The following is a 21,152-nucleotide window of genomic DNA, read 5'->3' as shown; positions in this document are numbered from 1 at the left end:
GAAGTGCTGCGTCAGGTGGGCCTGACCGAGGTCGCGAACAAACGCGCGGGTGGGTTCTCGCTCGGCATGTCACAGCGTCTCGGTCTGGCCGGGGCCCTGCTCGGCGATCCGCAGGTGCTGTTGTTCGACGAGCCGGTCAACGGGCTCGATCCCGAGGGGATCGTGTGGATCAGGCGGTTCATGCAGGCACTCGCAGCCGAGGGCCGGACCGTTCTGGTGTCGAGTCACCTGCTGTCGGAGATGGCGCAGACCGCCGACCACCTGCTGGTGATCGGGCGGGGCCGGCTCATCGCCGACACCTCCGTCGACGCATTCGTCGCGCAGGCCTCCGAAGCGGTGGTGCGGGTGCGCAGCCCCCAACTCGACGTCCTGCGGGCCGCGCTCGTCGAGCGCGGGCACGCCGTCCACGACGACGACGGTGCGCTCGTGGTCACCGGCGCGACCGCGGCGGAGGTCGGAGAGCTCGCCGCCGCCCGGTCGGTGGTGCTGCACGAACTCGCCGGACAGCAGGCCTCGCTGGAAGAGGCGTTCATGAAGATGACCGGTGGCGACGTGCAGTTCCACGGCACCGGCGCCGATTCCGTGATGAAGGGTGGCCTGTGATGAGCGTGGCGATCGACACGTTGCGAGCCGAACGTATCAAGCTGACGTCGGTGCAGTCGCCGTTCTGGTGCACCGTGGTGATCGTCGCGCTCGGTCTGGGCCTGGCCGCGATCCTCGGTGCGGCGGCGAAGGCGTCGATGTCCTCGGACGACGAAACGGTCCGCTTCTATCCCACCGTCGACGTCGCCGTCAGCGGTGTGACCGGTTTCGGTGTGCTGGTGTTGATGATCCTGGCGGCGCTGTCGGTGACCAGCGAATACCGGTTCGGCGTGATCCGCTCCACGTTCCAGGCTCTGCCGAACCGCACGGTCGTCCTCGCCGTCAAGGCACTGCTGATCGGTGTGCTCGGCGCGGTCCTGACCGGGGTGCTGGCGTTGGCCGCGGTCTATCTGACGAAGGCGCTCGCCGGGTCGGAGGCCGGACGGGACCTCGTGCTCGAGGGGGCGAAGTGGCGGACGATCTACGGCACCGCGCTGTTCGCGCTGCTCGCGTCCATCCTGGCGGTGGGGGTGGGCGCCCTGCTGCGTCAGTCCGCCGGCACCATCGCGATCCTGCTGCTGTGGCCGATGCTCATCGAATCGCTGTTCGGGCTGTTCGGGTCGTTCGGCCGGAACGTGCAGCCGTTCCTGCCGTTCGCGAACATCAACTACTTCCTGGGCACCGACCAGGGCATCGATTTCCATTGGGGCCCGTGGGGTGCGCTCCTGTACTTCGCGGTGTTCGTGCTGGTGGTGTTCGGCGCCGCCGTGGCGGTGGTGAACCGGCGCGACGCCTGATGCGGTTCGCTCGGACCCCGGTGGCCCGGGGTCCGAGCGGATCCGTTCCGACGGCTACGACTGCGGGGTCGTGAGGGCCGCGATCGTCGACGCGTACATCGTCGACTTGATGGCTCCGAGCGTGCCGGGGTCCTTTCCGACCAGCGGCGCGACCGTGCCCACGGCCGAGGTAACCAGGGCGGATTCCTCGGCGGTGGCGTCGACGATGCCGGCGGCGAGCGCGTCGGGTCCGCCGAATCGTCGTCCGGTGGTCATCGCTGCGGTCGCGGTGCGCGGGGTGGTCTTGGCCTGGACCAGCGCGGCCATCCCGGGCGTGAACGGGATCCGGATGTCGACCTCGGGCAGGCAGAAGAAGCCGCGGTCGGTGCGCATCACCCGGAAGTCGTGGGCCAGCGCGAGCATCGCGCCGGCACCGAACGCGTGCCCGTTGATCGCCGCGATCGTCGGCACCGGCAGGGTGAGGACACGCGCGAACAGTCCGTGCACCCGGTCGACGTACCACTGGGCCTTCTCGCCGTTCGCCGAGAGCCATTCCAGGTCCAGGCCGTTGGAGTAGAACTTTCCGTTCGCGACGGTCACCAGCGCGGTTGGTTCACCGGCTTCGATCTCGTCGAGTGCGGCATCGACGCGGTCGAGCCAGTCGGGGGAGAAGCGGTTCTCGTCGTCGCCGAGGTTCAGGACGGTGACGGTGTCGTGGCGGGTCGTGGTGACGGTCATGGTCTGCCTTTCGGGGTGTGGGTTTCGGGGCCGAGTGCCAGCACCGCGCGGACCGCGGCGGCGAGTCGGCGACGAGCAACCGGATCGCGATATCTGTTGGTGTGCAACAAAAGTCCGGTGGGCAGGGCGACGATGCAGGAGTGCACGACGTCGACGGCGGCGCCGTCGCGCCGATTCCACAGGGCCGTGGCCAGTTCCGCCATCAGTTCGCCGAGTTCGTGGTCGAGGCGGAACAGGTCGCGGGCCAGGTCCTCGGGCAGTGAGGCTCCGAGCAGGTCGGGGCGGCGCACGGTCAGCACCAGCCGCGCCGACGTCGGGTGGCGTTCGGCGAAGACGGCGGGTGCGTCGGCGGCGGCGACGACGGCCTCGACCGCCGGGGCGTCGGCGTCGCGGTCGGCCAGGGCGGCGTCGACGGCCTCGCGCTGGACGTCGAGGAAGCGGCGCCCGGCGCGCAGCCAGGCCTGCCCGACGACGCCGAGACGTGACCCGAAGGCGTGATAGATCGCGCCGTTCGACATGCCGGTGGCGTCGGTCAGGGCCCTGAGTGTGACGGCCGCGGCACCGGATTCGGCCGCGATGCGCTCGGCGGCGTCGAGCAGGCCGTCGAGGTCGTAGGTGCGGGTGCGGGCCATGCGCACACCATAACAGAGCAAGTGCTCTGTTATCGGTACGGTGTCGTCCACCGGGTCGGAGAAGGTCGTGTGGGTATCCTCGCCGGATGGGGTGGACCGTGGCGAACGCGAGGAATCTGACCGGGATCGTGATCGTCGCCGCGGCGCTGGGGGCCGGCGCCTGCTCGAACGCATCCGCTCCGCCCGCGCCGCCCGCGCCGCCGCTCGACGGACCGGCACTCGCCGAGGCGGTCGAGCTCGACGCGGTCCTCGGGCACCTGCAGGAACTCGAACGCATCGCCACCGAGAACGACGGCAACCGGGCCCTGGGGACCCCCGGCTACGACGCCAGCGTCGACTATGTGGCCGGAAAGCTCCGCGACGCCGGGTTCGACGTGCAGACACCGGAATTCGACGTCACCTCGTTCGACGTCGAGAACGCGTCGCTGACCGTGGACGGCGCACCCGTCGAACTGCGGGTCCTCGCGATGTCGCCGTCGACCGGTCCGGATGGGATCACCGCCCGCCTCGTGCGGGTTCCCGCCGACGACACCCCGGGCTGTGAGGCCACCGATTACGACAACCTCGACGTCGCCGGGGCGATCGCCGTCGTCGACCGGGGTGTGTGCCCGTTCTCGGACAAGCAGAAGGCCGCCGCCGAGCGCGGGGCCGCGGCGCTCCTCGTCGTCAACAACGAACCCGGACCGCTCGCCGGCGGCACCCTCGGGGAGGACGGCGACCGGTTCATACCCGCGGCCGGTGTCAGCGGCGACGACGGTGCCGCACTGGCTACGGGTACGAGCGCGACGCTGATCGTCGACACCGTCATCGAGGACATCCGCTCGCGGAACGTGATCGCGCAGACCGCAACCGGCGACACCGACAACGTGGTCGTCGTCGGCGCGCACCTCGACAGCGTCCCGGAAGGCCCCGGCATCAACGACAACGGCAGCGGTGTCGCCGCGGTGCTCGAGACCGCGCTGCAACTCGGCCCCGACCCGAACGTCGCCAACGCGGTGCGGTTCGCGTTCTGGGGCGCCGAGGAGATCGGTCTCGTGGGCTCGACGCGGTACGTCGAATCCCTGTCCGACGACGAGCGCAACGCGATCGCGCTGTATCTCAACTTCGACATGCTGGGCTCCCCGAATCCCGGATATCTCGTCTACGACGGCGACGACTCGGATGCCGTGGGGTCGGGTCCGGGCCCGGAGGGCTCGGCCGGCATCGAGCAGACCTTCCGGTCGTTCTTCGAGTCCCGCGGCGTCGCCGCCGACGGCACCGACTTCGACGGCCGGTCGGACTACGGCCCGTTCGTCGAAGCCGGGATCCCGGCCGGTGGTGTGTTCAGCGGCGCCGACGAACGCAAGTCGCCGGACCAGGCGGGCAAGTGGGGTGGTGAGGCCGACACGCCGTTCGACCCGAACTACCACTCGCCGGAGGACACCCTCGCCAACATCGACCGCGACGCGTACGCGGTCACGGCGGCGTCGGTCGGCTACGGCGTCGGTATCTACGCGCAGTCGCTCGACGGCGTGCCGACCGGGGACGCGCGGGATCAGGAGCGATCCGGCAACTGACCGATCAGGCCTGTAGTCGCCACAGCGGATTGACCGGTCCGTGCCCGCCGCCGAGGTCGTACGACCACTCGAGGCACTTGGTCACCCACTCCTTCGCGAACGCGACCGCATCCGGCACCGACCAGCCGTGCGCGAGTGCCGACGCGATCGCCGCGGCGAGGGTGTCGCCGCCGCCGTGATCGTTGCCCGTGTCGATGCGCGGGCTGGTGAACTCGAGGAAGCGGTCGCCGTCGAACAGCAGATCGGTGCTGTCCGGTGAGGTCCGCAGGTGTCCGCCCTTGACGATTGCCCACTGGGCGCCGAGCGCGTGCAGGGCTTCGGCGGCTCGTCGCGCGGTGGGATCGTCGACGACCTCGATGCCCGTGATGAGCCGGATCTCGTCCAGATTCGGTGTCACGACGGTGGCCTGGGGGACGAGCACGGTGCGCACCGCGTCGAGGGCCTCGGCGTGCAACAGCGGGTCGCCGTGCATCGACGCGCACACCGGATCCACCACGAGCGGAATCTGCCGTCCGTGCCCGATGCCGACCTCCGTGCACACCTGCGCGACCGCCTCGATGATCGCGGTCGACGCCAGCATCCCGGTCTTCGCCGCCGTCACACCGATGTCGTCGACGACGCAGCGCACCTGCGCGGCCACGGTCTCGGGGGGGATTTCGTGGAAGCCGCTGACGCCCAGCGAGTTCTGGACCGTCACCGCCGCCACCGCGACGCAGGCGTGGACGCCGCACATCGCCATCGTGCGGGAGTCGGCCTGGATCCCCGCGCCTCCGCCGGAATCGGTGCCGGCGATGGTGAGGGCCCGGATCGGGGTCTGGCCGCGCGGGGCCAACGGCAGCAACTTCACGCGCGTGAGCCTACCGGGGTCCTCGAGCACTGCCGGACCGCGAGGGTGCGTACCGGTGAGAGCGGCCCGATTCCGGCGAATGTCCTGGTTGCGAGGGTCGTTCGGCCTATCCCGGCGGCCGCTCGATGTGGAGCATCATGTAACCGGACCTTCCGGATCGAGGTGGGTGAGAAATCCGGGAGGGGTTACCTACAGACGGCATGTCGTGCTCTATAGTGGCGTGCGTCACATTTGTTCCAGGTACGACGGAGGGTTCATGGTCACCAACTTGCCGCATGCCGAGGTGTCCGACAATGCGGATCAGAACCGCTTCGAACTCCGGCTCAACGGCGATCTCGTGGGCATCCTCGGCTACTTCGACGCCGCCCGCCCGTCGGGTGTTCCGGGGCAGAACCATCCTGTCGTCGACTTCCTGCACACCGTGATCGTCGAGGACTTCGGTCATCAGGGACTCGCGGGCATCCTCGTCGGACGGTCGCTGGACATCGCCCGCCGTCGCGGCTGGAAGGTCCGCCCGGTCTGCACGTACGTGCAGCGATTCCTCGGAACCAACCCCGAATACCGCGACGTGATCGTGCCGCTCGAACCGGTGCGCCGTCGTGCGTGACCGGTAGGGGCTGGGTGGCCGGCAGAGGAAAGGTCAGTCCGTCAGATCCACCACGACGGGAGCGTGATCGCTGGCGCCCTTGCCCTTGCGTTCGTTCCGGTCGATCTCCGCACCGCTGACGCGCGCGGCGAGCGCCGGCGAACCGAGGACGAAGTCGATCCGCATGCCCTGCTTCTTGGGGAAACGCAGCTGCGTGTAGTCCCAGTACGTGTAGATGCCCGGGCCGGGCGCGTGCGGGCGCACCACGTCGGTGAAGCCGCTGTCGAGGAACGCGGTGAACGCGTCGCGCTCCGGCTGGGAGGTGTGGGTCTTGCCTTCGAAGAAGGCGGGATCCCAGACGTCCTCGTCGGTCGGCGCGATGTTCCAGTCGCCGACGAGCGCGATCGGAGTGTGCGGGTCCGCGGCGAGCCAGCCCTGTGAGTCGGCGCGCAGCTTCGCGAGCCAGTCCAGCTTGTAGGTGTAGTGCGGATCGGTCAGCTCGCGACCGTTCGGGACGTACAGGCTCCACACCCGCACACCGCCGCAGGTCGCGCCGATCGCGCGTGCCTCCTGCGCGGGCGCGGCCTCGGGGTCCTTCGTGAAGCCGGGCTGGTCGTCGAAGCCGATCTGCACGTCGTCGAGTCCGACGCGGGAGACGATCGCGACACCGTTCCACTGACTCAGCCCGACGTGCGCGACCTGGTAACCGAGTTCCTCGAAACGCGCGTACGGGAACTGCTCGTCCTTGCACTTGGTTTCCTGCATGGCCAGCACGTCGGTTTCGGTTCGCTGCAACCAGTCGACGATCCGGTCGGTCCGGGCACGGACGGAGTTCACATTCCAGGTAGCAAGACGCACACCGACACTCTAGGCGAGCGGACCGACAGGCTCGGTCCCGTACCGGTAGCGGTGGTGATCGACGAACGCCAGCTCCCGGTACATCGCCCGCGCCGCGGTGTTGTCCTCGGCGACCTGCACGTAGGCGTGCGTCGCGCCGCGTCCGCGGCCCCAGCGCAGCAGCGATCCGCACAGCAGGGTGCCCAGGCCGTTCCGGCGGTGCTCGGGGGCGACCTCGACCGCGGTCAGCCCCACCCAACGCCGGCCGTCGGAGGCGTCGGTCACCGCGGCCCGGCCGATCGCGACCGGTTCGGTGCCGGGCGCCCCGATGCGGCCGAAGCCGAGCACACCGCGCGCGACCGCGCCGAGCACGCCCTGAGCCTCGTCGGGCAGTGCCCCGCCGCGGTACCGCGACAGCCACTCCGGGTCCGTCCGGGCGGTCACGACGACCGGCGTCGGCCCCTCCGGCAGCGGCACGTTCTCGAGATCTGCCGCCATGACCTGCACGTCCTCGCTCACCGACCAGCCCTCGGGAACCCGGGCGAGCCGATCGGGAACCAGCAGACGGAGCGGAAGCCCCCGCTCGGCGAACCAGTCGGCGAGCCGTGCGCGGACGTCCGGGTCGGCGGGGTCGGCGACGGTACCGGGATCACCGAGCGGAATCGCCGAGTTGGCCCGGCGGGTGAATCCGGCCCCCGCGCGTAGCAGCCAGCCGTCCACCCATTCCATTTCGAGTCCGGGCCAGGCCGCGACGGCCGCGACCTCGAGCGCGCGGATCTCGCGGGTCCGGATCGGTCGCGCGGCCAGCGCCTTGAGCGCGACCACGGCGTCCGGCGCGACCTGCACGACCTGCCGCGTCTCGGTGCGCACCACGACCGCGGGTTCCAGGGCCACGAGCTCGCCGATCACATCGGTCATCGGGTGGCTGTAGCCGGCGGGCAGGCGGTAGCGCAGCACGACCCGGGTGCCCAGCGGGATCGCGCCCGCCGGCACCGCCGGCCCCGAAGGCCCGGCAGGACCGGAAGGCTCGCCTGGATCGGAAGGCATGCCGCTGCGTCAGTCCTCGTCGTCGTGGCCGAACGGATCCTCCACGGATCCCGGCAGCCACGTGAGTCCCGGCACACCCCAGCCGGCACGCTTGATCGTCTTCTTCGCCGCGCGCGCGTTGCGGCCGATCAGGACGTCGATGTACAGGAAGCCGTCGAGGTGTCCGACCTCGTGCTGGAGCATGCGCGCGAAGAAGCCGCGGCCTTCGATCTCGACCGGGTTGCCCTCGGCGTCGGTGCCGGTGACCTTCGCCCACTCGGCACGACCGGTCGGGAAGTTCTCGCCGGGAACGGACAGACAGCCCTCGAGGTCCTCGTCCGGGTCGGGCATGGTCTCGGGGATCTCGGAGGTCTCGAGGACCGGATTGACCACCACACCGCGGCGGCGGACGACGTTGCCGTTCTCGTCGCGGTCCGGGCAGTCGTAGACGAACAGACGCTTGGCCACCCCGACCTGGTTCGCGGCGAGGCCGACTCCGTTGGCCGCGTCCATCGTCTCGTACATGTCCGCGATCAGCTGGGCGAGTTCGGCGGGCGACTCGGTCACCGGCTCGGTGGGGTTGTGCAGAACCGGGTCGCCGGTGATCACGATGGGAAGGATGGCCATGGAGGAACAGAATAGTGCGCCGGACTCGCCTGATCGACGAGCCGGTACCTGTCGCCGGCCCGTGGTTCAATTGGCGTCGGAAACACACAGGTGCAATCGGTGTGATTCGAGGCAGGCGAGGAGTGAGATGGACGGCGCAGCGGCGCACAATGTGAACCGGTCCGTGGACGATGCCCAGCAGAGCAGCGACGCCGCCGAGGTCCCAGCTCCCGCGAACCCCAACGAGGTGGGGGAACACGGACTGACCCGCAGGGAGCACGACATCCTGGCGTTCGAACGCCAGTGGTGGAAGTACGCGGGCGCCAAGGAAGAAGCCATCAAGGAACTGTTCGGGCTGTCCGCGACCCGGTACTACCAGGTGCTCAATGCGCTGGTGGACCGGCCGGAAGCGCTCGCCGCGGATCCGATGCTGGTCAAGCGGCTGCGCCGCCTGAGGGCGAGCCGTCAGAAGGCCCGGGCCGCGCGGCGGCTGGGCTTCGAGATCACCCGCTGACGGCGGGCGGACATCGACGAGGCAACTATGGTCGAAGGCGTGCGTACGAACACCGAGCCCTCGGGACCACCGCTGCGGGCACTCGCGATGGTGCTGATCTCGCTGGCGATCCTGTTCGGAGGCATCGGCCTGGCGTCCCTGGGCGGTTCCGACTCGGAGAGCGCGGCGCCGCCGGCGACCGAACCGGCCGCGGCCCCTGCGACGTCGACCACCGTGTCTCCGGCCAGGGCGGCTGCTGCCCCCACCACGACCGTCGCTGCTCCGACGACCACCGCCGCGCGGGCGACGACCGCGACGCCTGCCTCCACGGGCGCGTCGTCGCTGATCGAGCTCGCGCCCCAGTCGGCCACCCCGGTGCGGGTGTTCAACAACAGTGAGATCGCGGGCCTCGCCGCGCAGACCGCGAGCCTGCTCGAGGACGACGGGTTCGTCATCAGCGAGACCGGCAACTACAGCGACGGGCTGATCGCCACGACCTCCGTGTACTACGGAACCGGTGCCGGCGAACGCGAGACCGCCGAAGCCGTCGCCGAAGCGCTCGGCGTGACCGCGCAGCCGCGTTTCGAGGGAATCGCGGACTCCTCGCCCGGTGTCATCGTCATCGTGACCTCGCAATGAGGGCGATTCGGGCCCGGTTATGATCGAGTGACTTTCCGGCATTCCGAAGGAGCGGTTTGATGGCCTCGAGTTCCACCCGTCGCATGTCCTGGCGTGCGCTCGCCCCGATCGTCGCGATCGCCGCGGTGGGCCTGAGCGCCTGCAGCAACAGCCAGGAACCGTCCGACGTCGTCGGCACCACCCCGCCGGTGTGGACCGGTTCGCCGGCACCCGAAGCCGGTGCCCACGGCGAAACCCACGGAACCGCCACCAGTGGTGAGGCCGCCGCCGGGACCGAGACGCTGACCGCGACGCTGAAGACCCCCACCGGCGAGGATGCGGGCACCGTCGAGTTCGCCGGCCACGGCGACGGTGTCGAGGTGACGCTCGAGCTCGAGGGTCTTCCCGCCGGCTACCGCGGTGTGCACGTGCACGCCATCGGCAAGTGCGAACCCAACTCCACCGCCCCGACCGGCGGCGAGCCCGGCAACTTCCTCTCCGCCGGTGGGCACCTGCAGGCGCCCGGCCACACCGCCGTTCCGGAGAGCGGCGACCTCGGCGCGTTCGTCGTCACCGAGGACGGCACCGCCGCGGCCACCGTCACCACCACGGCCTTCACGATCGACGATCTCCAGGGTCCGGAGGGCACGTCCGTCGTCGTGCACGAGGAAACCGCAGGCGGCGCGCGCCTCGCGTGCGGCGTGATCGGCTGATCGGCCTCCGCGTAACGGGATTCACAGCAAAACCCCTCACAGCGCCCCCGCGACCGGCTCTCGGTCGCGGGGGCGCTGTGGTTGGATTTGAGTGTGTCTGTCGAGTTTCCCGGTTCGCCGCGTCCCACGCTCGGTGTGGAATGGGAGATCGCGCTGGTCGACAAGTCGACGCGGGATCTGTCGAACACCGCTGCGGTCGTCTTCGACGCGGTCGAGTCCGAAGCCGGGCAGACTCCCCGGCTGACGAAGGAGTTCCTGCGCAACACCGTCGAGCTGGTGACGGACGTGCACGACACCGTCGCCGAGGCCGTCGACGATCTGTCCGAGTCGCTCGATCTGCTCCGGACCGCCGCGGACCCGCTGGGGGTCGACCTGATGTGCGCGGGCACGCATCCCTTCGCCCAGTGGTCCGACCAGGTGGTGACCCGCACGCCGGACTACGACGAGATGATCGACCGCACCCGCTGGTGGGGACGTCAGATGCTCATCTGGGGTGTGCACGTCCACGTCGGTATCTCGTCGGCGGAGAAGGTCGTCCCGATCCTCAACGCGATGCTCGTGAAGTACCCGCACCTGTTGGCGTTGTCCGCGTCGTCGCCGATCTGGGCCGGACTCGACACCGGATACGCGAGCAACCGGGCGCTCATGTTCCAGCAGTTGCCCACCGCGGGGCTGCCCTACCACTTCGCGAACTGGGCCCAGTACGAGTCGTTCATCGAGGACCAGCTCAAGTCCGGGGTCATCAGCAAGCCGGGCGGCATGCACTGGGACATCCGGCCCTCACCGAAGTGGGGGACCCTCGAGGTTCGCGTGTTCGACGGCATCACCAACCGCGCCGAGTTGGCCGCCCTGGTGGCGCTGGTGCACTCCCTCGTCGTGTACTTCGACGAATGCCTCGAACGCGGCGAGGAACTGCCGACGCTCCAGCCGTGGCACGTCAAGGAGAACAAGTGGCGGGCCGCACGGTACGGGCTCGAGGCCGAGGTGATCCTCGACCCGGTCTGCCACGAGAGACTCGTCACCGACGACCTGCACGATCTGCTCGAACAACTGACCCCGACCGCGGTGCGGCTGGGCTGCGCCGACGAGTTGGCGCGCGTCGCCGACATTCCCGTCAAGGGCGCGTCCTACCAGCGGCAACGCCGTGTCGCGGAGGCCACCGGCGGCGATCTCTGTGCGGTCGTCGATCTGCTCGTGGACGAGCTGCGTCAGTGACGCAGACCGTGGTTCGGAGCACATTCGTCTCACCTTTACCATTCTCCGAGTGTCGATCACGGAAACCCCACCCGGCGAACGGAAACCGGGTCACCGCGCCCACTGGTTCGTGCCGTTCGCGCTCACCGGTGCAGTCGCCGGAATCCTGATCGCCGAGGTCGTGGCGCGGCAGGCCGGATTCCCCGGGCCGCTGCCGGGACTGGTCGGTGACGTGGTCGGAGTTCCGAAGTCCGCGTCGGTGCCGTGGGCGGGCCTGGTCCTGGCGATGGTGGGGCTGACCGTGCGCGATCGCCGACGGGCCATCGGTGCCGCGGTCCTGATCGACGGGGCATTCCTCGCCGTACGAGTCCTGACGGACGGGCCGATCACCGTCGGCAACGGGCCGACGATCGTGCTCGCCCTGCTGGCGCTCTACGCGGCGGCCACGATGAGCGGTGAGACCCGGCGCGGTGCGCTGCGCGGGATCGGGCTCGGGATGCTGCTGGTGCTGTCGGTGAAGATCGGGGACGCGTGGCTCGAACTCACCGTGCTCGCCGGCCCCGAGGTGCTCGACGAATACGTCCAGCTCGCCGATCATGCGCTGGGCAACCCGTCGTGGCTTGCCGGGCAGATCCTGAACGAGCTCGGTGGCGGCGCCTACGCGGTGCTGCACTGGGTGTACATCGAACTGCCCGTCGCCGCGATCGTCGTCGCCGTCTACCAATTGCGGAACGTCGGGGGCGGCCGCCCGTGGCCGGCGCACCACCTCGTGCGCACGTTCCTGCTGATCGGTCTGATCGGGCCGCTGTGTTATGTGCTGTTCCCCGTGGTCGGACCGGTTTTCGCGTTCGGCGACAGCGGCAGCGGCTGGCAGGTCGCCGACGCCTGGCCGACGTGGGCCCCGCTGAACATGCTGCCCGCGCCGATCCCGTTCGACGACGAAACGCCCCGCAACTGCATGCCCAGCCTGCATACCGCGTGGGCGACGGCCCTGTTCCTGCATTCGCGCAGCGGCCCGAGATGGTTGCGATGGATGGGCGCGGCCTGGCTGGCGTGCACCCTCGCCGCGACCCTCGGCTTCGGCTACCACTACGGCGTCGACCTGGTCACCGGCGCGGTGCTGTGCCTGACCCTCGAATCGGCGCTCCGCGACCCGGACCGCGGGTGGGGATCGTTCCGGATCCGGCTCGTCGCCGGCGGCACGTTGCTCATCGTCGCGCAACTCGCCGCCTACCGGTACCTGCCCGACGTCATGGCCGCGCACGCACTGATCGCCGGGCCGTTGCTGCTCGCCTCACTCGTCGCGATGATCGTCGCCTTCCGTGCGACGTTCCGCGCTCAGGACTCGTTCGGCCAGACCCCGTCGTCGGAATCGATCAGTCCGTCGCGGCCCAGCTGCTCGCGATAGGCGACCCGGCCGACGCGATGTGCGATGACCGGCGCGGTGAGCACCATGAACATGCCGGCCAGTGCCAGCATCCAGATGTCGATGTTGCCGCGCAGGATCAGCATCGCGCCGCCCAGCACGAACAACAACCCGATCACCTGCGGTTTCGTCGCCGGGTGCATGCGGGAGAGGGTGTCGCGGAAGCGGAGGATGCCGATCGCGGCGGTCAGTGAGATGACCGAACCGATGAGGATCAGGATGTGGGCGACGAGCTCGAGAGCTGTGTTCATCGGTCGTCACGCACCCGGAAGCGGGCGACCGAGACCGAACCGAGGAACCCGACCAGCGCGAGCGCCACGATCGCCGGTGCGATCGTCGTGTCCCGGGTGTACACGGCCCACAGGGCCAGTCCGCACATCGCGATGGCGAGGATCGCGTCCACCGCCACCAGGCGGTCCAGGGACGTCGGGCCGGCCAGCACCCGAAGGGTGGTCAGCAGTGCGGAGATCAGCAGCAGAACCCCGCTTACGGTCAGTATCGTCGTCATGACGTTCCCTCCCAGGAACTCTTCCACGCGCTGGGCTGCCAGTCGACGTCCCGCTCGAACGTGTGGATGAGCAGCCGCTCGATGCGCCGCGCCGAGCGGTAGAAGTCGGCGACCGCCTTGTCGGTGCTCACGTCCAGAACGTGCACGTACATGATCCGGCGGGCCTGATCGATCTCGAGGACCATGGTGCCGGGAATGTTGTTCATGATGTCCGTCCACAGCGTGAGCACCAAGTCGGACTTGATGGTCAGCCGGCAGCGCAGCACCCCCGTCACCGGGGGAGGGGACGGCCGGATCGCGAGCCACGCGACCGCGATCGTCGACCGGATCGATTCGACGAAGATCACCACCGCCAGGTAGGCGGCCGATCCCAGGTGCACGCGACCTTCGACGGGCACTCGCGGCAGCGGCAGCACCACCGAGACGACGACCGCGATCACGGCACCGCCGACCACGTTCGCCACGCTGAAGTTGCCCCACAGCAGCACCCAGACGAGCGTCATCCAGCCCAGCACGAACAGGCGCAGGACGTTCGATCGTTTCATCGTCATCGCGGGCCTCCCAGTACGGCCTCGATGTACACGGAGCGGTCCATCAGGTTTGCGGCGGCCCGTTCGCTGATGTCGAGCAGTGGTCCGGCGAACACCGTCAGCGCCAACCCGACCGCGACCAGGCCGGCGGTCGGGACGAGCATCGCGAGCGGCATCTTTCCGACGTCGGCGCGTTCGTCGAACGCGATGTCCTCGGAGGATTCATCGATCAGCGCCGACGGCGCGACATCGGCGAGGTCCCCTTCGGGGGCGTCGGCGCGGGCCCGCCAGAACGCCTTCGACCAGACGCGGGCGATGACGTACAGCGTCAGCAGGCTGGTGACGGTGCCGCCCGCCACCAGCAGCCACGCCAGCGCCGACCCGTCCTCGGCGCCGGCCTGCAGCAACGCGATCTTGCCGATGAACCCGGAGAACGGGGGGATGCCGCCGAGATTCAGGCCCGGTATCAGGAACAGGACGGCCAGCAGGGGGCTGGCCAGGGCGAGGCCACCGAGCCGTCGCAGCGACGCCGAACCGGCCTGCCGCTCGATCAGACCGACCACGAGGAACAGGGTGGTCTGCACGAGGATGTGGTGCGCCACGTAGTACACCGCGCCGGTCATGCCCATCTCCGTCGACAGCCCCACGCCGAAGATCATGTATCCGATGTGACTGACGAGCGTGAACGACAGTAGACGCTTGATGTCGTTCTGTGCGATGGCACCGAGGATGCCGATGAGCATCGTCAGCAGACCCGCGATCAGCAGCACGTTGTCGAGTTCACCGCCGGGGAACAGCAGCGTGTGGGCGCGGATGATGGCGTACACACCGACCTTCGTGAGCAGGCCCGCGAACACGGCGGTGACGGGGGCGGGCGCGGTGGGGTAGGAGTCCGGCAGCCACGCCGACAGCGGGAACACCGCAGCCTTGATGCCGAACGCGACGAGCAGCACCCCGAAGATCGCGGCGCGGGTACCGGACGGCACGTCGTCGAGTCGCAGGGCCATGTGCGCCAGGTTCAGGGTGCCTGTCGCGGCGTACGCGAAGGCCATGCCGACCAGGAAGATCAGCGACGACACCATCGACACCATGACGTACGAGACGCCGGCACGAACACGGTCCGCGCTCGCCCCCAGCGTCAGCAGCACGAACGAGGCGGCGAGCAACACCTCGAAACCGACGAAGAGGTTGAACAGGTCGCCGGCGAGGAACGCGATGTTCACGCCCGCCGTCAGCGCGAGGTAGGTGGGCAGGAAGATCGACACCGGTTGTTGTTCGTTGCCGTCGTGGATGCCCTGACCGACGGCGAACAGCATGACAGCCAGCAGCACGATGCCGGAGACCACCAGCATCAACGCTGCCAGGCGGTCCACCACCAGCGAGATTCCCATCGGTGCTTCCCAGCCGCCGATCTGGAGCACTGCGATGCCGTCGCGGTCGGCGAGGTACAGCAGCAGTCCGGTCACGAGCAGCGACGCGGTCAGCGCCGTGACGGTCACGTACCGCTGTGCGCGGGGCCGGCGGCCGAGGATCAGGGTGGCCGCGGCGGCGAGCAGCGGGATGAGGACGGGCAGTGGGATCAATGCGGCCGCGGACAACGTCATCGGCGGACTCCCTTCCCGGGATCGGCATCGCCGGAGCCCTCGCCGTGCGCCGAGACACCGCCGTGCGCCGAGACACCGCCGTGCGTCGATTCGCCGGCGTATGCCGACTGGCCCGCATACGCCGAGTCGGTCGGGTCGTCGAAGTCGCCGTCGTGCAGGTCCTCGTAGGCTTCGAGGTCCTCGATGTTGGTGAGTGCCTCGAGGGGGATCGGATTTCCCTGGGCGTCGAAGGCGTCGCCACTCTTGCTGGGTTCGCCGGTGAGCGGGTCGTCGGACCGGTCGCGGAACGGCGCGTCCGCGGGGGTGCGGCGCTGCGACACCATGGTGTCCTCGGGGTCGTTCTCGACTTCGTCGCGTGCCCGGATCGTGTACGACCGGTACGTCAGGGCCAGCACGAACGCCGCGACGCCCATCGTGATGACGATGGCGGTGAGGATCATCGCCTGCGCCAGCGGGTCGGCCATGCTCTCGTGCAGGTCGTTGTTGTTGCCGACGATCGGTGCGCTGCCGGCGGGGCCGCCGAGCGTCAGGATCAGCAGGTTGATGCCGTTGCCGACCAGCAGCAGGCCGAGCAGCATCTTGATGATGCTGCGTTCGAGCAGCATGTAGACGCCGCTGGCCGTGAGTATGCCGACCGCCGCGAGGAGAGCCAGATTCGCGCTGTTCATCGGGGACCTCCGATCGTCTCGGCGTCGAGGCGTGCACCGAGGCTGCGCAGCACGTCGAGGATCAGGCCCACCACGATGAGATACACGCCGAGGTCGAAGAACATGGCGGTGACCAGCTTGATGTGTCCGAGCAGCGGCAACGTCACCTCGATCGTCGCGGAGGACAGGGCGGGCGCACCCAGGAACAGCGACGCGAGCGCGGTACCCGCCGAGAACGTCAGGCCCAGACCCAGGATCTTGCCGGCGTCGACGGGTACGGCTTCACCGAGCTCGTACCGCCCACCGGCGAGGTACCGCAGCACCAGGGCCAAGCCGGCGACCAAGCCACCCGCGAAGCCGCCGCCGGGGGCGTTGTGCCCGGAGAAGAAGAAGTAGACCGACAGCATCATCATCGTCGGGAACACCAGCCGGGTGGTCACCTCCAGGATCAGCGAGCGATGCCGCGGATCGATGAAGTCGCCGCCGAGCAGCCACGTCGTCTCGGTGCTCGCGTTCGCGGCGTCGACCTGGGCCGCGGGTGCGTCGGCGACGCGCGGGGCGGTCCCGAATCGGCGGGTGCGGAACACCAGGCTCGCGACACCGGTTGCGGCGACCAGCAGCACCGAGATCTCACCCATCGTGTCCCAGGCGCGGATGTCGACGAGCAGCACGTTGACGATGTTCTTGCCGTTGCCGATGTTGTAGGCCGCATCCGGAAGCAGCAGCGAGACCGGTTCGGCACTGCGGGCTGCGACGGCGTACGCGCCGATCGCGGTGACGGCCACACCGACGGCGATGCCGAGGAGCGCCCGGGGCAGGCGTTTGCCGACGTCCGCGCCCGGATCGGACTCGGCGGGGAGTTTGCGGAGCACGAGCACGAACACCACGAGGGTCACGGTCTCCACCAGGAACTGGGTGAGCGCGAGATCCGGGGCGCCCTGCAGCGCGAACAGGACGCCGAGGCCGTATCCGGTCATGCCGACCACCAGGACACCGGCGAGGCGGTTGCGCAGCACGGTCGCGGCCAGGGCACCGGCCGCGATGATCAGCACCACCGGCACCTGCCACGGGGTGTCCCACAGGCGGGTGCCCGGGGCAGAGTCGAGTCCGAACAGCAGCAGCAGGGACGAGGGCAGGACCACGAGAGTGACGAGGATCGTCGCTTGCGTCAACGGCAGCGAACCGCGCTGGGTGACACCGGTGAGTCGCATCGACAGGGTGTCCATGCCGCGCAGCGTCGCGTCGTAGATGCGGTCGGCGTTGCCGAGCGGTGGATGCTCGAACCGCAGCCGCGAGATTGTGCGCTGAGCCAGGTACATCGCGACACCGCCGACGACGACGATGCCGGTCAGACCCAGCGGCAGATTGAGTCCGTGCCACAGGGCCAGGTGATACGGGTAGGCGAGGCTCGCCGGAAGGGTGTCGGCGTACGGGCTGAGCAGCGAGTCGATCCACGGCGCGGCGAGTCCGCCGGCCAGACCTCCGACCGCCAGCACGGACGGCGCCGACAGCAGCAGCGGGCCCGGGGCGTGGAACCTCTGGACGGCGGGGCTCGGACGCTTGAGTTGCTTCCGGCCGAACGCGCCCCAGATGAACCGGATGCTGTAGGCCAGCGTCAGGATCGAGCCGACCACCATCGTGGTGGTCGTCGCGATCCGCGCCCACTGCGGCAACACGTCCGCGACCAGCACCGATTCGAATGCGGTTTCCTTGCCGACGAAGCCGAGGAACGGCGGTAGTCCGGCCATGCTCATCGCGGCGAGGATCGCCACGATCGCCAGGAACGGGGTCCGCTTGCCCAGATGCGCAAGCTTGCGAATGTCGCGGGTGCCGGTCGAATGGTCGATGATCCCGACCACCATGAACAGGCACGCCTTGAACATCGCGTGGGCGACGACCATCGTCATGCCGGCCAGCGCGGCCTCGCGGGTACCGACCCCGACGAGCATCGTGAGGAACCCGAGCTGGCTGACGGTGCCGAAAGCGAGGATAAGCTTCAGGTCGAACGCGCGGAACGCACGCCACCCGGCCAGCAACATCGACGCCAGCCCCAGCGTGATGACGATCGGTCGCCACGGCGCCGCATCGGCGAACGCCGGCGCGAGACGCGCGACGAGGTAGATACCGGCTTTGACCATTGCCGCGGCGTGCAGATAGCCGGACACCGGTGTCGGTGCGGCCATCGCTCCGGGCAGCCAGAAGTGCAGCGGGACGACCGCGGACTTCGACAGCGCACCGATGAGAACCAGCACCAGACCGACCCCGGCGAGCCAGCCGTGCGGGGCGGCCTCGATCACCGCGGACAGGTTGTAGCTGCCGGCCAGCTGCCCGAGGATGATGATGCCGACGAGCATCGCGAGACCACCCGCGGTCGTCACCAGCAGGGCCTGCGTCGCTGCGCGCCGGCTCGACGCGCGTTCCGCGTAGTGCCCGACGAGCAGGAACGACAGGACCGTGGTCAGTTCCCAGAAGGTGTAGAGGACCAGCATGTTGTCGCTGGTGACGAGCCCGAACATGGCGCCGGCGAAGGCCACCATTTCGGCGGCGAAGATCCCGAGGCGGGGTTCGTCGTCGGTGAAGTAGCGGGCGCAGTACAGCAGGATCAGCGCGCCGATACCCAGGACCAACACCGACATGATCGAGGCGAGCGCGTCGAACCGCATGTCGATGTTCATCGACACCGTCGTGGCCCAGGTGATGTGCAGGGTTTGTTCGGTCCCCCAGTTCGCGATCACCCAGCCGAGACCGGCGAGCGGAACCAGGGACAACGGTATGAAGGCGTTTCTCCCCATGACTCTGACCAGGGGCGGCGCAAGTAGTGCGGCCACCGCGTGGGCGAAGAGTATGGCGAGCAAAAGGCACTCCGTCGGGGTCGGGCCTGGCGGCGTGTAACCGGAAATGCGAGTGTGCGCGGAAGCACACGGTCGCATTGTGCGCGCGGCATACCGCCGAAACTAGGGACGCCCCGAACCGCATGCCGTTCGCCAAAAGGGCAAATCGGATTGGTTCACATCCTAACGGGAAACTTCGCATCGTTGCGAACCGGAGGGTCCGCCCGCCACTCACGGCGGTGGTCCGTAGGGTGCCGGGCATGCCTGCCGCATCCGACCGTCCCCTCATCCGCACGGCCGCACTCGCTCTCGTCCGCGACCGCCGGTTGTTGCAGACCCGATCGGCCGGGGCGACGGTGTTCTACATGGCGGGCGGCAAGCTGGAACCCGGCGAGAACGCCGAGCAGGCGCTGCACCGGGAGATCCGGGAGGAGCTCGGCGTCGGACTGCGCGACGTCACCGAGGTCGGGGTCTTCGAGACCGTCGCGTACGGCCATCCGGCCGGCACCCGACTGCACATGACGTGCTTCCGCGCCGATCCGATCGGCGATCTCCCCGGCCGGATACGGATCGCCGATCGGATCGGCGATCCGTATCCGGCCGGGGAGATCGCCGAGCTCGGCTGGTTCACCGTCGCCGAATACGCCGCCCAGCCGGAGGTCGCGCCGGGTTCGATGCTCGTGTTCGAGCACCTGCACTCGCTCGGCCTCGTGGACTGAGGCCAGTGGGCTGCCCCTGGATGCAGCTCACCCGATGCAGCTCACCGCACCTGCCACGCGCACACCGCCCCGGTCACCACCAGAGCGCCGACGATCAGCTTAGGATCCGCCGGGATCGACCACACCGCTCCGACGACGGGGAGTGCCGCGAACGGCAACGACAACCCGAGTGCGGCGACGGGCGCCGACCCCGGCAGCGCCGACCCGAGCGCAAGGCCCGTGCCCGCCGCGATCAGCGCCACCCGCACCAGCAGGGGCCAGCCGTCGGCGGCGAGATCCGGCCACAGCGCCGCGACCGCGGTCGTCACGAGCGCGACCGCCAGACCCAGCTCGGGCCGCGGCATGCGCGGTGCCGCGCGCAGCCCGAGGACAACCGCGACGATCGCGACCGCCGGAGCCCATCCCGACACGTCCGGCCCGCCGAGCGCGACGACGAGCGGGTAGGCGGTGACGATCGCGCCCGTGACCGCCATCGGGAAGGCACCGTCGCCGGGCGGCAGGAACCGTGCCGCGACCTCGGCGCCGATGACCAGGAGTAGCAGCGCGCCCCCGGTGAACAGCCACATCCGCACGGTCGACGACGCAGCCTCGGCGTCGACCCGGTCGGCGAGCAGGCGGTATCCGACGGACAGAGCCAGCGCCGCACCGACCGCGACCGTCCACATCCGCGGATCGGCCCGCTGCACCCGCATGCCGGGCTGCGCGACGAGCGCCGCGGCCACGACCGTGACCAGCGCGATCGCGAGCAGCCACTGCGGCACCGTCCAGCGCAGTGACTCGAACGGTCGCCCGTTCCCGGCCGCTGCCGCCGCGAGAAACGCGGACCAGCCACCGGCGACGACCGCCCATTGCCCGCCGACGCGCCCCCAGGTCGCGGCGACCGCCGCGCCGAGCAGGATGCCCGCGGTCGCCGCGACCACGATCTGCAGTGCGGATCGGGTGTCCGCGGCGGCGTCGGACGGTGCGATGTAGCGAATGGAGCCCAGCACCAGCACGCAGCCGGTGGCGATCGCCCACCCGGTGCGCCGCGACCCCGAATGCTGCAGACCCGCCACCGCGACCACCGCGAGTACCGCCGCGACGATCGGGGTGCTGTCGTGGTGGACGGGCGCGACCGTCACGGCACCGTCGACGATCAGGACGACCCCGGCGAGAGCCGTGGCGCACAGGCCTGCCAGTGCCGCGAGCGGGGCGTCGACGCGGGCCGCGGTGAGCGTGGCCATCAGCGGTTCTCCGCGTACGCGCGCAGGTGCTCGACCTGCGCGGGATCCAGCGACGGCCGCACCGCGGTACGCGCGGTCGCGACATCCTCGGCGGTGACGACCGCAGCGTCGACGTTTCTGCGCATCGCGGCGAGCGCGGCCTCCCGCAGCAGTGCCGCGCAGTCCGCGGCCGAGTAACCGTCCAGGTCCTCGGCGAGCGCCTCGAGATCGACGTCGTCGGCGAGCGGGACGGACTTGCCCGCCGTCTTCAGGATGTCGACGCGGGCCTCGGCGTCCGGCGGCGGCACGAACACGAGGCGTTCCAGCCGACCGGGCCGCAGCAGCGCCGGATCGATGAGATCGGGTCGGTTCGTCGCACCGAGCACCACGACGTCACGCAGCGGTTCGACGCCGTCGAGTTCGGTGAGCAGGGCCGCGACCACCCGATCGCCCACCCCCGAATCCGAACTCTGACCGCGCC

General features: G+C 69.6%; 24 protein-coding genes. 10 read left to right on the top strand and 14 right to left on the bottom strand.

Annotated elements, in window-relative coordinates:
• Both I0Q12_RS01630 and I0Q12_RS01625 read left to right on the top strand, forming a co-directional pair.
• A partial coding sequence (locus tag I0Q12_RS01630) for an AAA family ATPase (protein WP_197250295.1) occupies positions 1 to 603 on the top strand: 603 nt, incomplete at its 5' end.
• The gene (locus I0Q12_RS01625) at positions 603 to 1,379 is read left to right on the top strand and encodes an ABC transporter permease (RefSeq protein WP_231609815.1); all 777 of its coding nucleotides are present in this window, start codon (positions 603 to 605) and stop codon (positions 1,377 to 1,379) included. The genes I0Q12_RS01630 and I0Q12_RS01625, both read left to right, overlap by 1 nt.
• A gap of 54 nt (positions 1,380 to 1,433) precedes the next feature.
• On the opposite strand, the gene I0Q12_RS01620 is transcribed toward I0Q12_RS01625, so the two are convergent.
• Positions 1,434 to 2,096: an enoyl-CoA hydratase-related protein gene (locus tag I0Q12_RS01620; protein WP_197250294.1), complete on the bottom strand. Its 663-nt coding sequence runs from the start codon at positions 2,094 to 2,096 to the stop codon at positions 1,434 to 1,436.
• Complete coding sequence (locus I0Q12_RS01615) at positions 2,093 to 2,728, bottom strand: helix-turn-helix domain-containing protein (RefSeq protein WP_197250293.1); 636 nt, start codon at positions 2,726 to 2,728, stop codon at positions 2,093 to 2,095. The genes I0Q12_RS01620 and I0Q12_RS01615 overlap by 4 nt, the downstream gene beginning before the upstream one ends.
• 86 nt (positions 2,729 to 2,814) lie before the next feature.
• Between I0Q12_RS01615 and I0Q12_RS01610 the strand changes: the two genes are divergently transcribed.
• Positions 2,815 to 4,284, top strand: a complete 1,470-nt coding sequence (locus I0Q12_RS01610; protein ID WP_197250292.1) for a M28 family metallopeptidase — start codon at positions 2,815 to 2,817, stop codon at positions 4,282 to 4,284.
• 4 nt (positions 4,285 to 4,288) lie between these two features.
• On the opposite strand, the gene thiD is transcribed toward I0Q12_RS01610, so the two are convergent.
• Positions 4,289 to 5,131 carry a bifunctional hydroxymethylpyrimidine kinase/phosphomethylpyrimidine kinase gene (gene thiD, locus I0Q12_RS01605; protein ID WP_197250291.1) on the bottom strand — a complete coding sequence of 281 codons (843 nt, stop codon included), beginning with the start codon at positions 5,129 to 5,131 and terminating at the stop codon, positions 4,289 to 4,291.
• A 256-nt stretch (positions 5,132 to 5,387) separates the two neighbouring features.
• On the opposite strand from thiD, the gene I0Q12_RS01600 reads away from it, so the two are divergent.
• Positions 5,388 to 5,738, top strand: a complete 351-nt coding sequence (locus tag I0Q12_RS01600; protein WP_197250290.1) for a GNAT family N-acetyltransferase — start codon at positions 5,388 to 5,390, stop codon at positions 5,736 to 5,738.
• Between the two features lie 33 nt (positions 5,739 to 5,771).
• Here I0Q12_RS01600 and I0Q12_RS01595 read toward each other — a convergent pair whose 3' ends face one another.
• The 3 genes from I0Q12_RS01595 to I0Q12_RS01585 all read right to left on the bottom strand — a co-directional run bounded on the left by I0Q12_RS01595 (position 5,772) and on the right by I0Q12_RS01585 (position 8,207).
• Positions 5,772 to 6,575 carry an exodeoxyribonuclease III gene (locus tag I0Q12_RS01595; RefSeq protein ID WP_197250289.1) on the bottom strand — a complete coding sequence of 268 codons (804 nt, stop codon included), beginning with the start codon at positions 6,573 to 6,575 and terminating at the stop codon, positions 5,772 to 5,774.
• A 9-nt stretch (positions 6,576 to 6,584) separates the two neighbouring features.
• Entirely contained in the window at positions 6,585 to 7,472 is an 888-nt protein-coding gene (locus tag I0Q12_RS01590) for a GNAT family N-acetyltransferase (protein WP_231609829.1), read from the bottom strand.
• Positions 7,473 to 7,610: 138 nt separating this feature from the next.
• Positions 7,611 to 8,207 (bottom strand): peptide deformylase, encoded by a 597-nt coding sequence (locus I0Q12_RS01585; RefSeq protein WP_197250287.1) that lies wholly within the window; start codon positions 8,205 to 8,207, stop codon positions 7,611 to 7,613.
• 127 nt (positions 8,208 to 8,334) lie between these two features.
• Here I0Q12_RS01585 and I0Q12_RS01580 point away from each other — a divergent pair, with 127 nt between their 5' ends.
• The 5 genes from I0Q12_RS01580 (at position 8,335) to I0Q12_RS01560 (ending at position 12,612) form a co-directional block, all read left to right on the top strand.
• A complete protein-coding gene (locus I0Q12_RS01580) occupies positions 8,335 to 8,700 on the top strand; it encodes a DUF3263 domain-containing protein (RefSeq protein ID WP_197250286.1) in 366 nt (121 codons plus the stop codon).
• A gap of 27 nt (positions 8,701 to 8,727) precedes the next feature.
• Positions 8,728 to 9,318, top strand: a complete 591-nt coding sequence (locus I0Q12_RS01575) for a LytR C-terminal domain-containing protein (protein ID WP_197250285.1) — start codon at positions 8,728 to 8,730, stop codon at positions 9,316 to 9,318.
• A gap of 59 nt (positions 9,319 to 9,377) precedes the next feature.
• On the top strand, positions 9,378 to 10,010 hold the full coding sequence (locus I0Q12_RS01570; RefSeq protein ID WP_197250284.1) for a superoxide dismutase family protein: 633 nt from the start codon (positions 9,378 to 9,380) through the stop codon (positions 10,008 to 10,010).
• A 93-nt stretch (positions 10,011 to 10,103) separates the two neighbouring features.
• Positions 10,104 to 11,225: a glutamate--cysteine ligase gene (locus I0Q12_RS01565; RefSeq protein WP_197250283.1), complete on the top strand. Its 1,122-nt coding sequence runs from the start codon at positions 10,104 to 10,106 to the stop codon at positions 11,223 to 11,225.
• A 49-nt stretch (positions 11,226 to 11,274) separates the two neighbouring features.
• Complete coding sequence (locus I0Q12_RS01560; protein ID WP_374068508.1) at positions 11,275 to 12,612, top strand: DUF5933 domain-containing protein; 1,338 nt, start codon at positions 11,275 to 11,277, stop codon at positions 12,610 to 12,612.
• Here the strand turns inward: I0Q12_RS01560 and mnhG are convergent.
• Genes mnhG through I0Q12_RS01530 form a run of 6 tightly spaced genes read right to left on the bottom strand, consistent with a single transcriptional unit; the run spans position 12,543 to position 18,774 of the window.
• Positions 12,543 to 12,881: a monovalent cation/H(+) antiporter subunit G gene (gene mnhG, locus I0Q12_RS01555; protein ID WP_197250282.1), complete on the bottom strand. Its 339-nt coding sequence runs from the start codon at positions 12,879 to 12,881 to the stop codon at positions 12,543 to 12,545. The two genes, I0Q12_RS01560 and mnhG, sit on opposite strands and share 70 nt — an antisense overlap.
• Positions 12,878 to 13,138 (bottom strand): monovalent cation/H+ antiporter complex subunit F, encoded by a 261-nt coding sequence (locus I0Q12_RS01550; RefSeq protein ID WP_197250281.1) that lies wholly within the window; start codon positions 13,136 to 13,138, stop codon positions 12,878 to 12,880. Before I0Q12_RS01550 ends, mnhG begins: the two co-directional genes overlap by 4 nt.
• Positions 13,135 to 13,683 (bottom strand): Na+/H+ antiporter subunit E, encoded by a 549-nt coding sequence (locus I0Q12_RS01545; RefSeq protein ID WP_197250348.1) that lies wholly within the window; start codon positions 13,681 to 13,683, stop codon positions 13,135 to 13,137. Before I0Q12_RS01545 ends, I0Q12_RS01550 begins: the two co-directional genes overlap by 4 nt.
• Positions 13,684 to 13,685: 2 nt before the next feature.
• Positions 13,686 to 15,272, bottom strand: a complete 1,587-nt coding sequence (locus tag I0Q12_RS01540; protein WP_197250280.1) for a Na+/H+ antiporter subunit D — start codon at positions 15,270 to 15,272, stop codon at positions 13,686 to 13,688.
• Complete coding sequence (locus I0Q12_RS01535; protein ID WP_197250279.1) at positions 15,269 to 15,940, bottom strand: Na(+)/H(+) antiporter subunit C; 672 nt, start codon at positions 15,938 to 15,940, stop codon at positions 15,269 to 15,271. The genes I0Q12_RS01540 and I0Q12_RS01535 overlap by 4 nt, the downstream gene beginning before the upstream one ends.
• Positions 15,937 to 18,774 (bottom strand): Na+/H+ antiporter subunit A, encoded by a 2,838-nt coding sequence (locus I0Q12_RS01530; RefSeq protein ID WP_197250278.1) that lies wholly within the window; start codon positions 18,772 to 18,774, stop codon positions 15,937 to 15,939. The genes I0Q12_RS01535 and I0Q12_RS01530 overlap by 4 nt, the downstream gene beginning before the upstream one ends.
• Positions 18,775 to 19,010: 236 nt before the next feature.
• Between I0Q12_RS01530 and I0Q12_RS01525 the strand changes: the two genes are divergently transcribed.
• Positions 19,011 to 19,469, top strand: coding sequence for an NUDIX domain-containing protein (locus tag I0Q12_RS01525; protein ID WP_197250277.1), 459 nt, complete (start codon positions 19,011 to 19,013; stop codon positions 19,467 to 19,469).
• Between the two features lie 41 nt (positions 19,470 to 19,510).
• Here the strand turns inward: I0Q12_RS01525 and I0Q12_RS01520 are convergent, their stop codons facing one another.
• Positions 19,511 to 20,692 (bottom strand): hypothetical protein, encoded by a 1,182-nt coding sequence (locus tag I0Q12_RS01520; RefSeq protein WP_197250276.1) that lies wholly within the window; start codon positions 20,690 to 20,692, stop codon positions 19,511 to 19,513.
• Positions 20,692 to 21,152: AAA family ATPase (locus I0Q12_RS01515; protein WP_197250275.1), on the bottom strand; the 461-nt coding region annotated here is incomplete at its 5' end. The genes I0Q12_RS01520 and I0Q12_RS01515, both read right to left, overlap by 1 nt.

Source organism: Rhodococcus sp. CX, assembly GCF_015865005.1.
Taxonomy (GTDB): domain Bacteria; phylum Actinomycetota; class Actinomycetes; order Mycobacteriales; family Mycobacteriaceae; genus Rhodococcus.
This window is presented reverse-complemented; position numbering and strand designations above follow the sequence as displayed.

What these genes read in the sequence shown, in the direction of transcription:
- I0Q12_RS01625 (WP_231609815.1), top strand. Translation starts at nt 603, where the DNA reads ATGAGCGTGGCGATCGACACGTTGCGAGCCGAACGTATCAAGCTGACG.
- I0Q12_RS01620 (WP_197250294.1), bottom strand. Translation starts at nt 2,096, where the DNA reads ATGACCGTCACCACGACCCGCCACGACACCGTCACCGTCCTGAACCTC.
- I0Q12_RS01615 (WP_197250293.1), bottom strand. Translation starts at nt 2,728, where the DNA reads ATGGCCCGCACCCGCACCTACGACCTCGACGGCCTGCTCGACGCCGCC.
- I0Q12_RS01610 (WP_197250292.1), top strand. Translation starts at nt 2,815, where the DNA reads ATGGGGTGGACCGTGGCGAACGCGAGGAATCTGACCGGGATCGTGATC.
- I0Q12_RS01600 (WP_197250290.1), top strand. Translation starts at nt 5,388, where the DNA reads ATGGTCACCAACTTGCCGCATGCCGAGGTGTCCGACAATGCGGATCAG.
- I0Q12_RS01590 (WP_231609829.1), bottom strand. Translation starts at nt 7,472, where the DNA reads ATGACCGATGTGATCGGCGAGCTCGTGGCCCTGGAACCCGCGGTCGTG.
- I0Q12_RS01585 (WP_197250287.1), bottom strand. Translation starts at nt 8,207, where the DNA reads ATGGCCATCCTTCCCATCGTGATCACCGGCGACCCGGTTCTGCACAAC.
- I0Q12_RS01580 (WP_197250286.1), top strand. Translation starts at nt 8,335, where the DNA reads ATGGACGGCGCAGCGGCGCACAATGTGAACCGGTCCGTGGACGATGCC.
- I0Q12_RS01575 (WP_197250285.1), top strand. Translation starts at nt 8,728, where the DNA reads ATGGTCGAAGGCGTGCGTACGAACACCGAGCCCTCGGGACCACCGCTG.
- I0Q12_RS01570 (WP_197250284.1), top strand. Translation starts at nt 9,378, where the DNA reads ATGGCCTCGAGTTCCACCCGTCGCATGTCCTGGCGTGCGCTCGCCCCG.
- mnhG (WP_197250282.1), bottom strand. Translation starts at nt 12,881, where the DNA reads ATGAACACAGCTCTCGAGCTCGTCGCCCACATCCTGATCCTCATCGGT.
- I0Q12_RS01550 (WP_197250281.1), bottom strand. Translation starts at nt 13,138, where the DNA reads ATGACGACGATACTGACCGTAAGCGGGGTTCTGCTGCTGATCTCCGCA.
- I0Q12_RS01545 (WP_197250348.1), bottom strand. Translation starts at nt 13,683, where the DNA reads ATGAAACGATCGAACGTCCTGCGCCTGTTCGTGCTGGGCTGGATGACG.
- I0Q12_RS01540 (WP_197250280.1), bottom strand. Translation starts at nt 15,272, where the DNA reads ATGACGTTGTCCGCGGCCGCATTGATCCCACTGCCCGTCCTCATCCCG.
- I0Q12_RS01535 (WP_197250279.1), bottom strand. Translation starts at nt 15,940, where the DNA reads ATGAACAGCGCGAATCTGGCTCTCCTCGCGGCGGTCGGCATACTCACG.
- I0Q12_RS01525 (WP_197250277.1), top strand. Translation starts at nt 19,011, where the DNA reads ATGCCTGCCGCATCCGACCGTCCCCTCATCCGCACGGCCGCACTCGCT.
- I0Q12_RS01520 (WP_197250276.1), bottom strand. Translation starts at nt 20,692, where the DNA reads ATGGCCACGCTCACCGCGGCCCGCGTCGACGCCCCGCTCGCGGCACTG.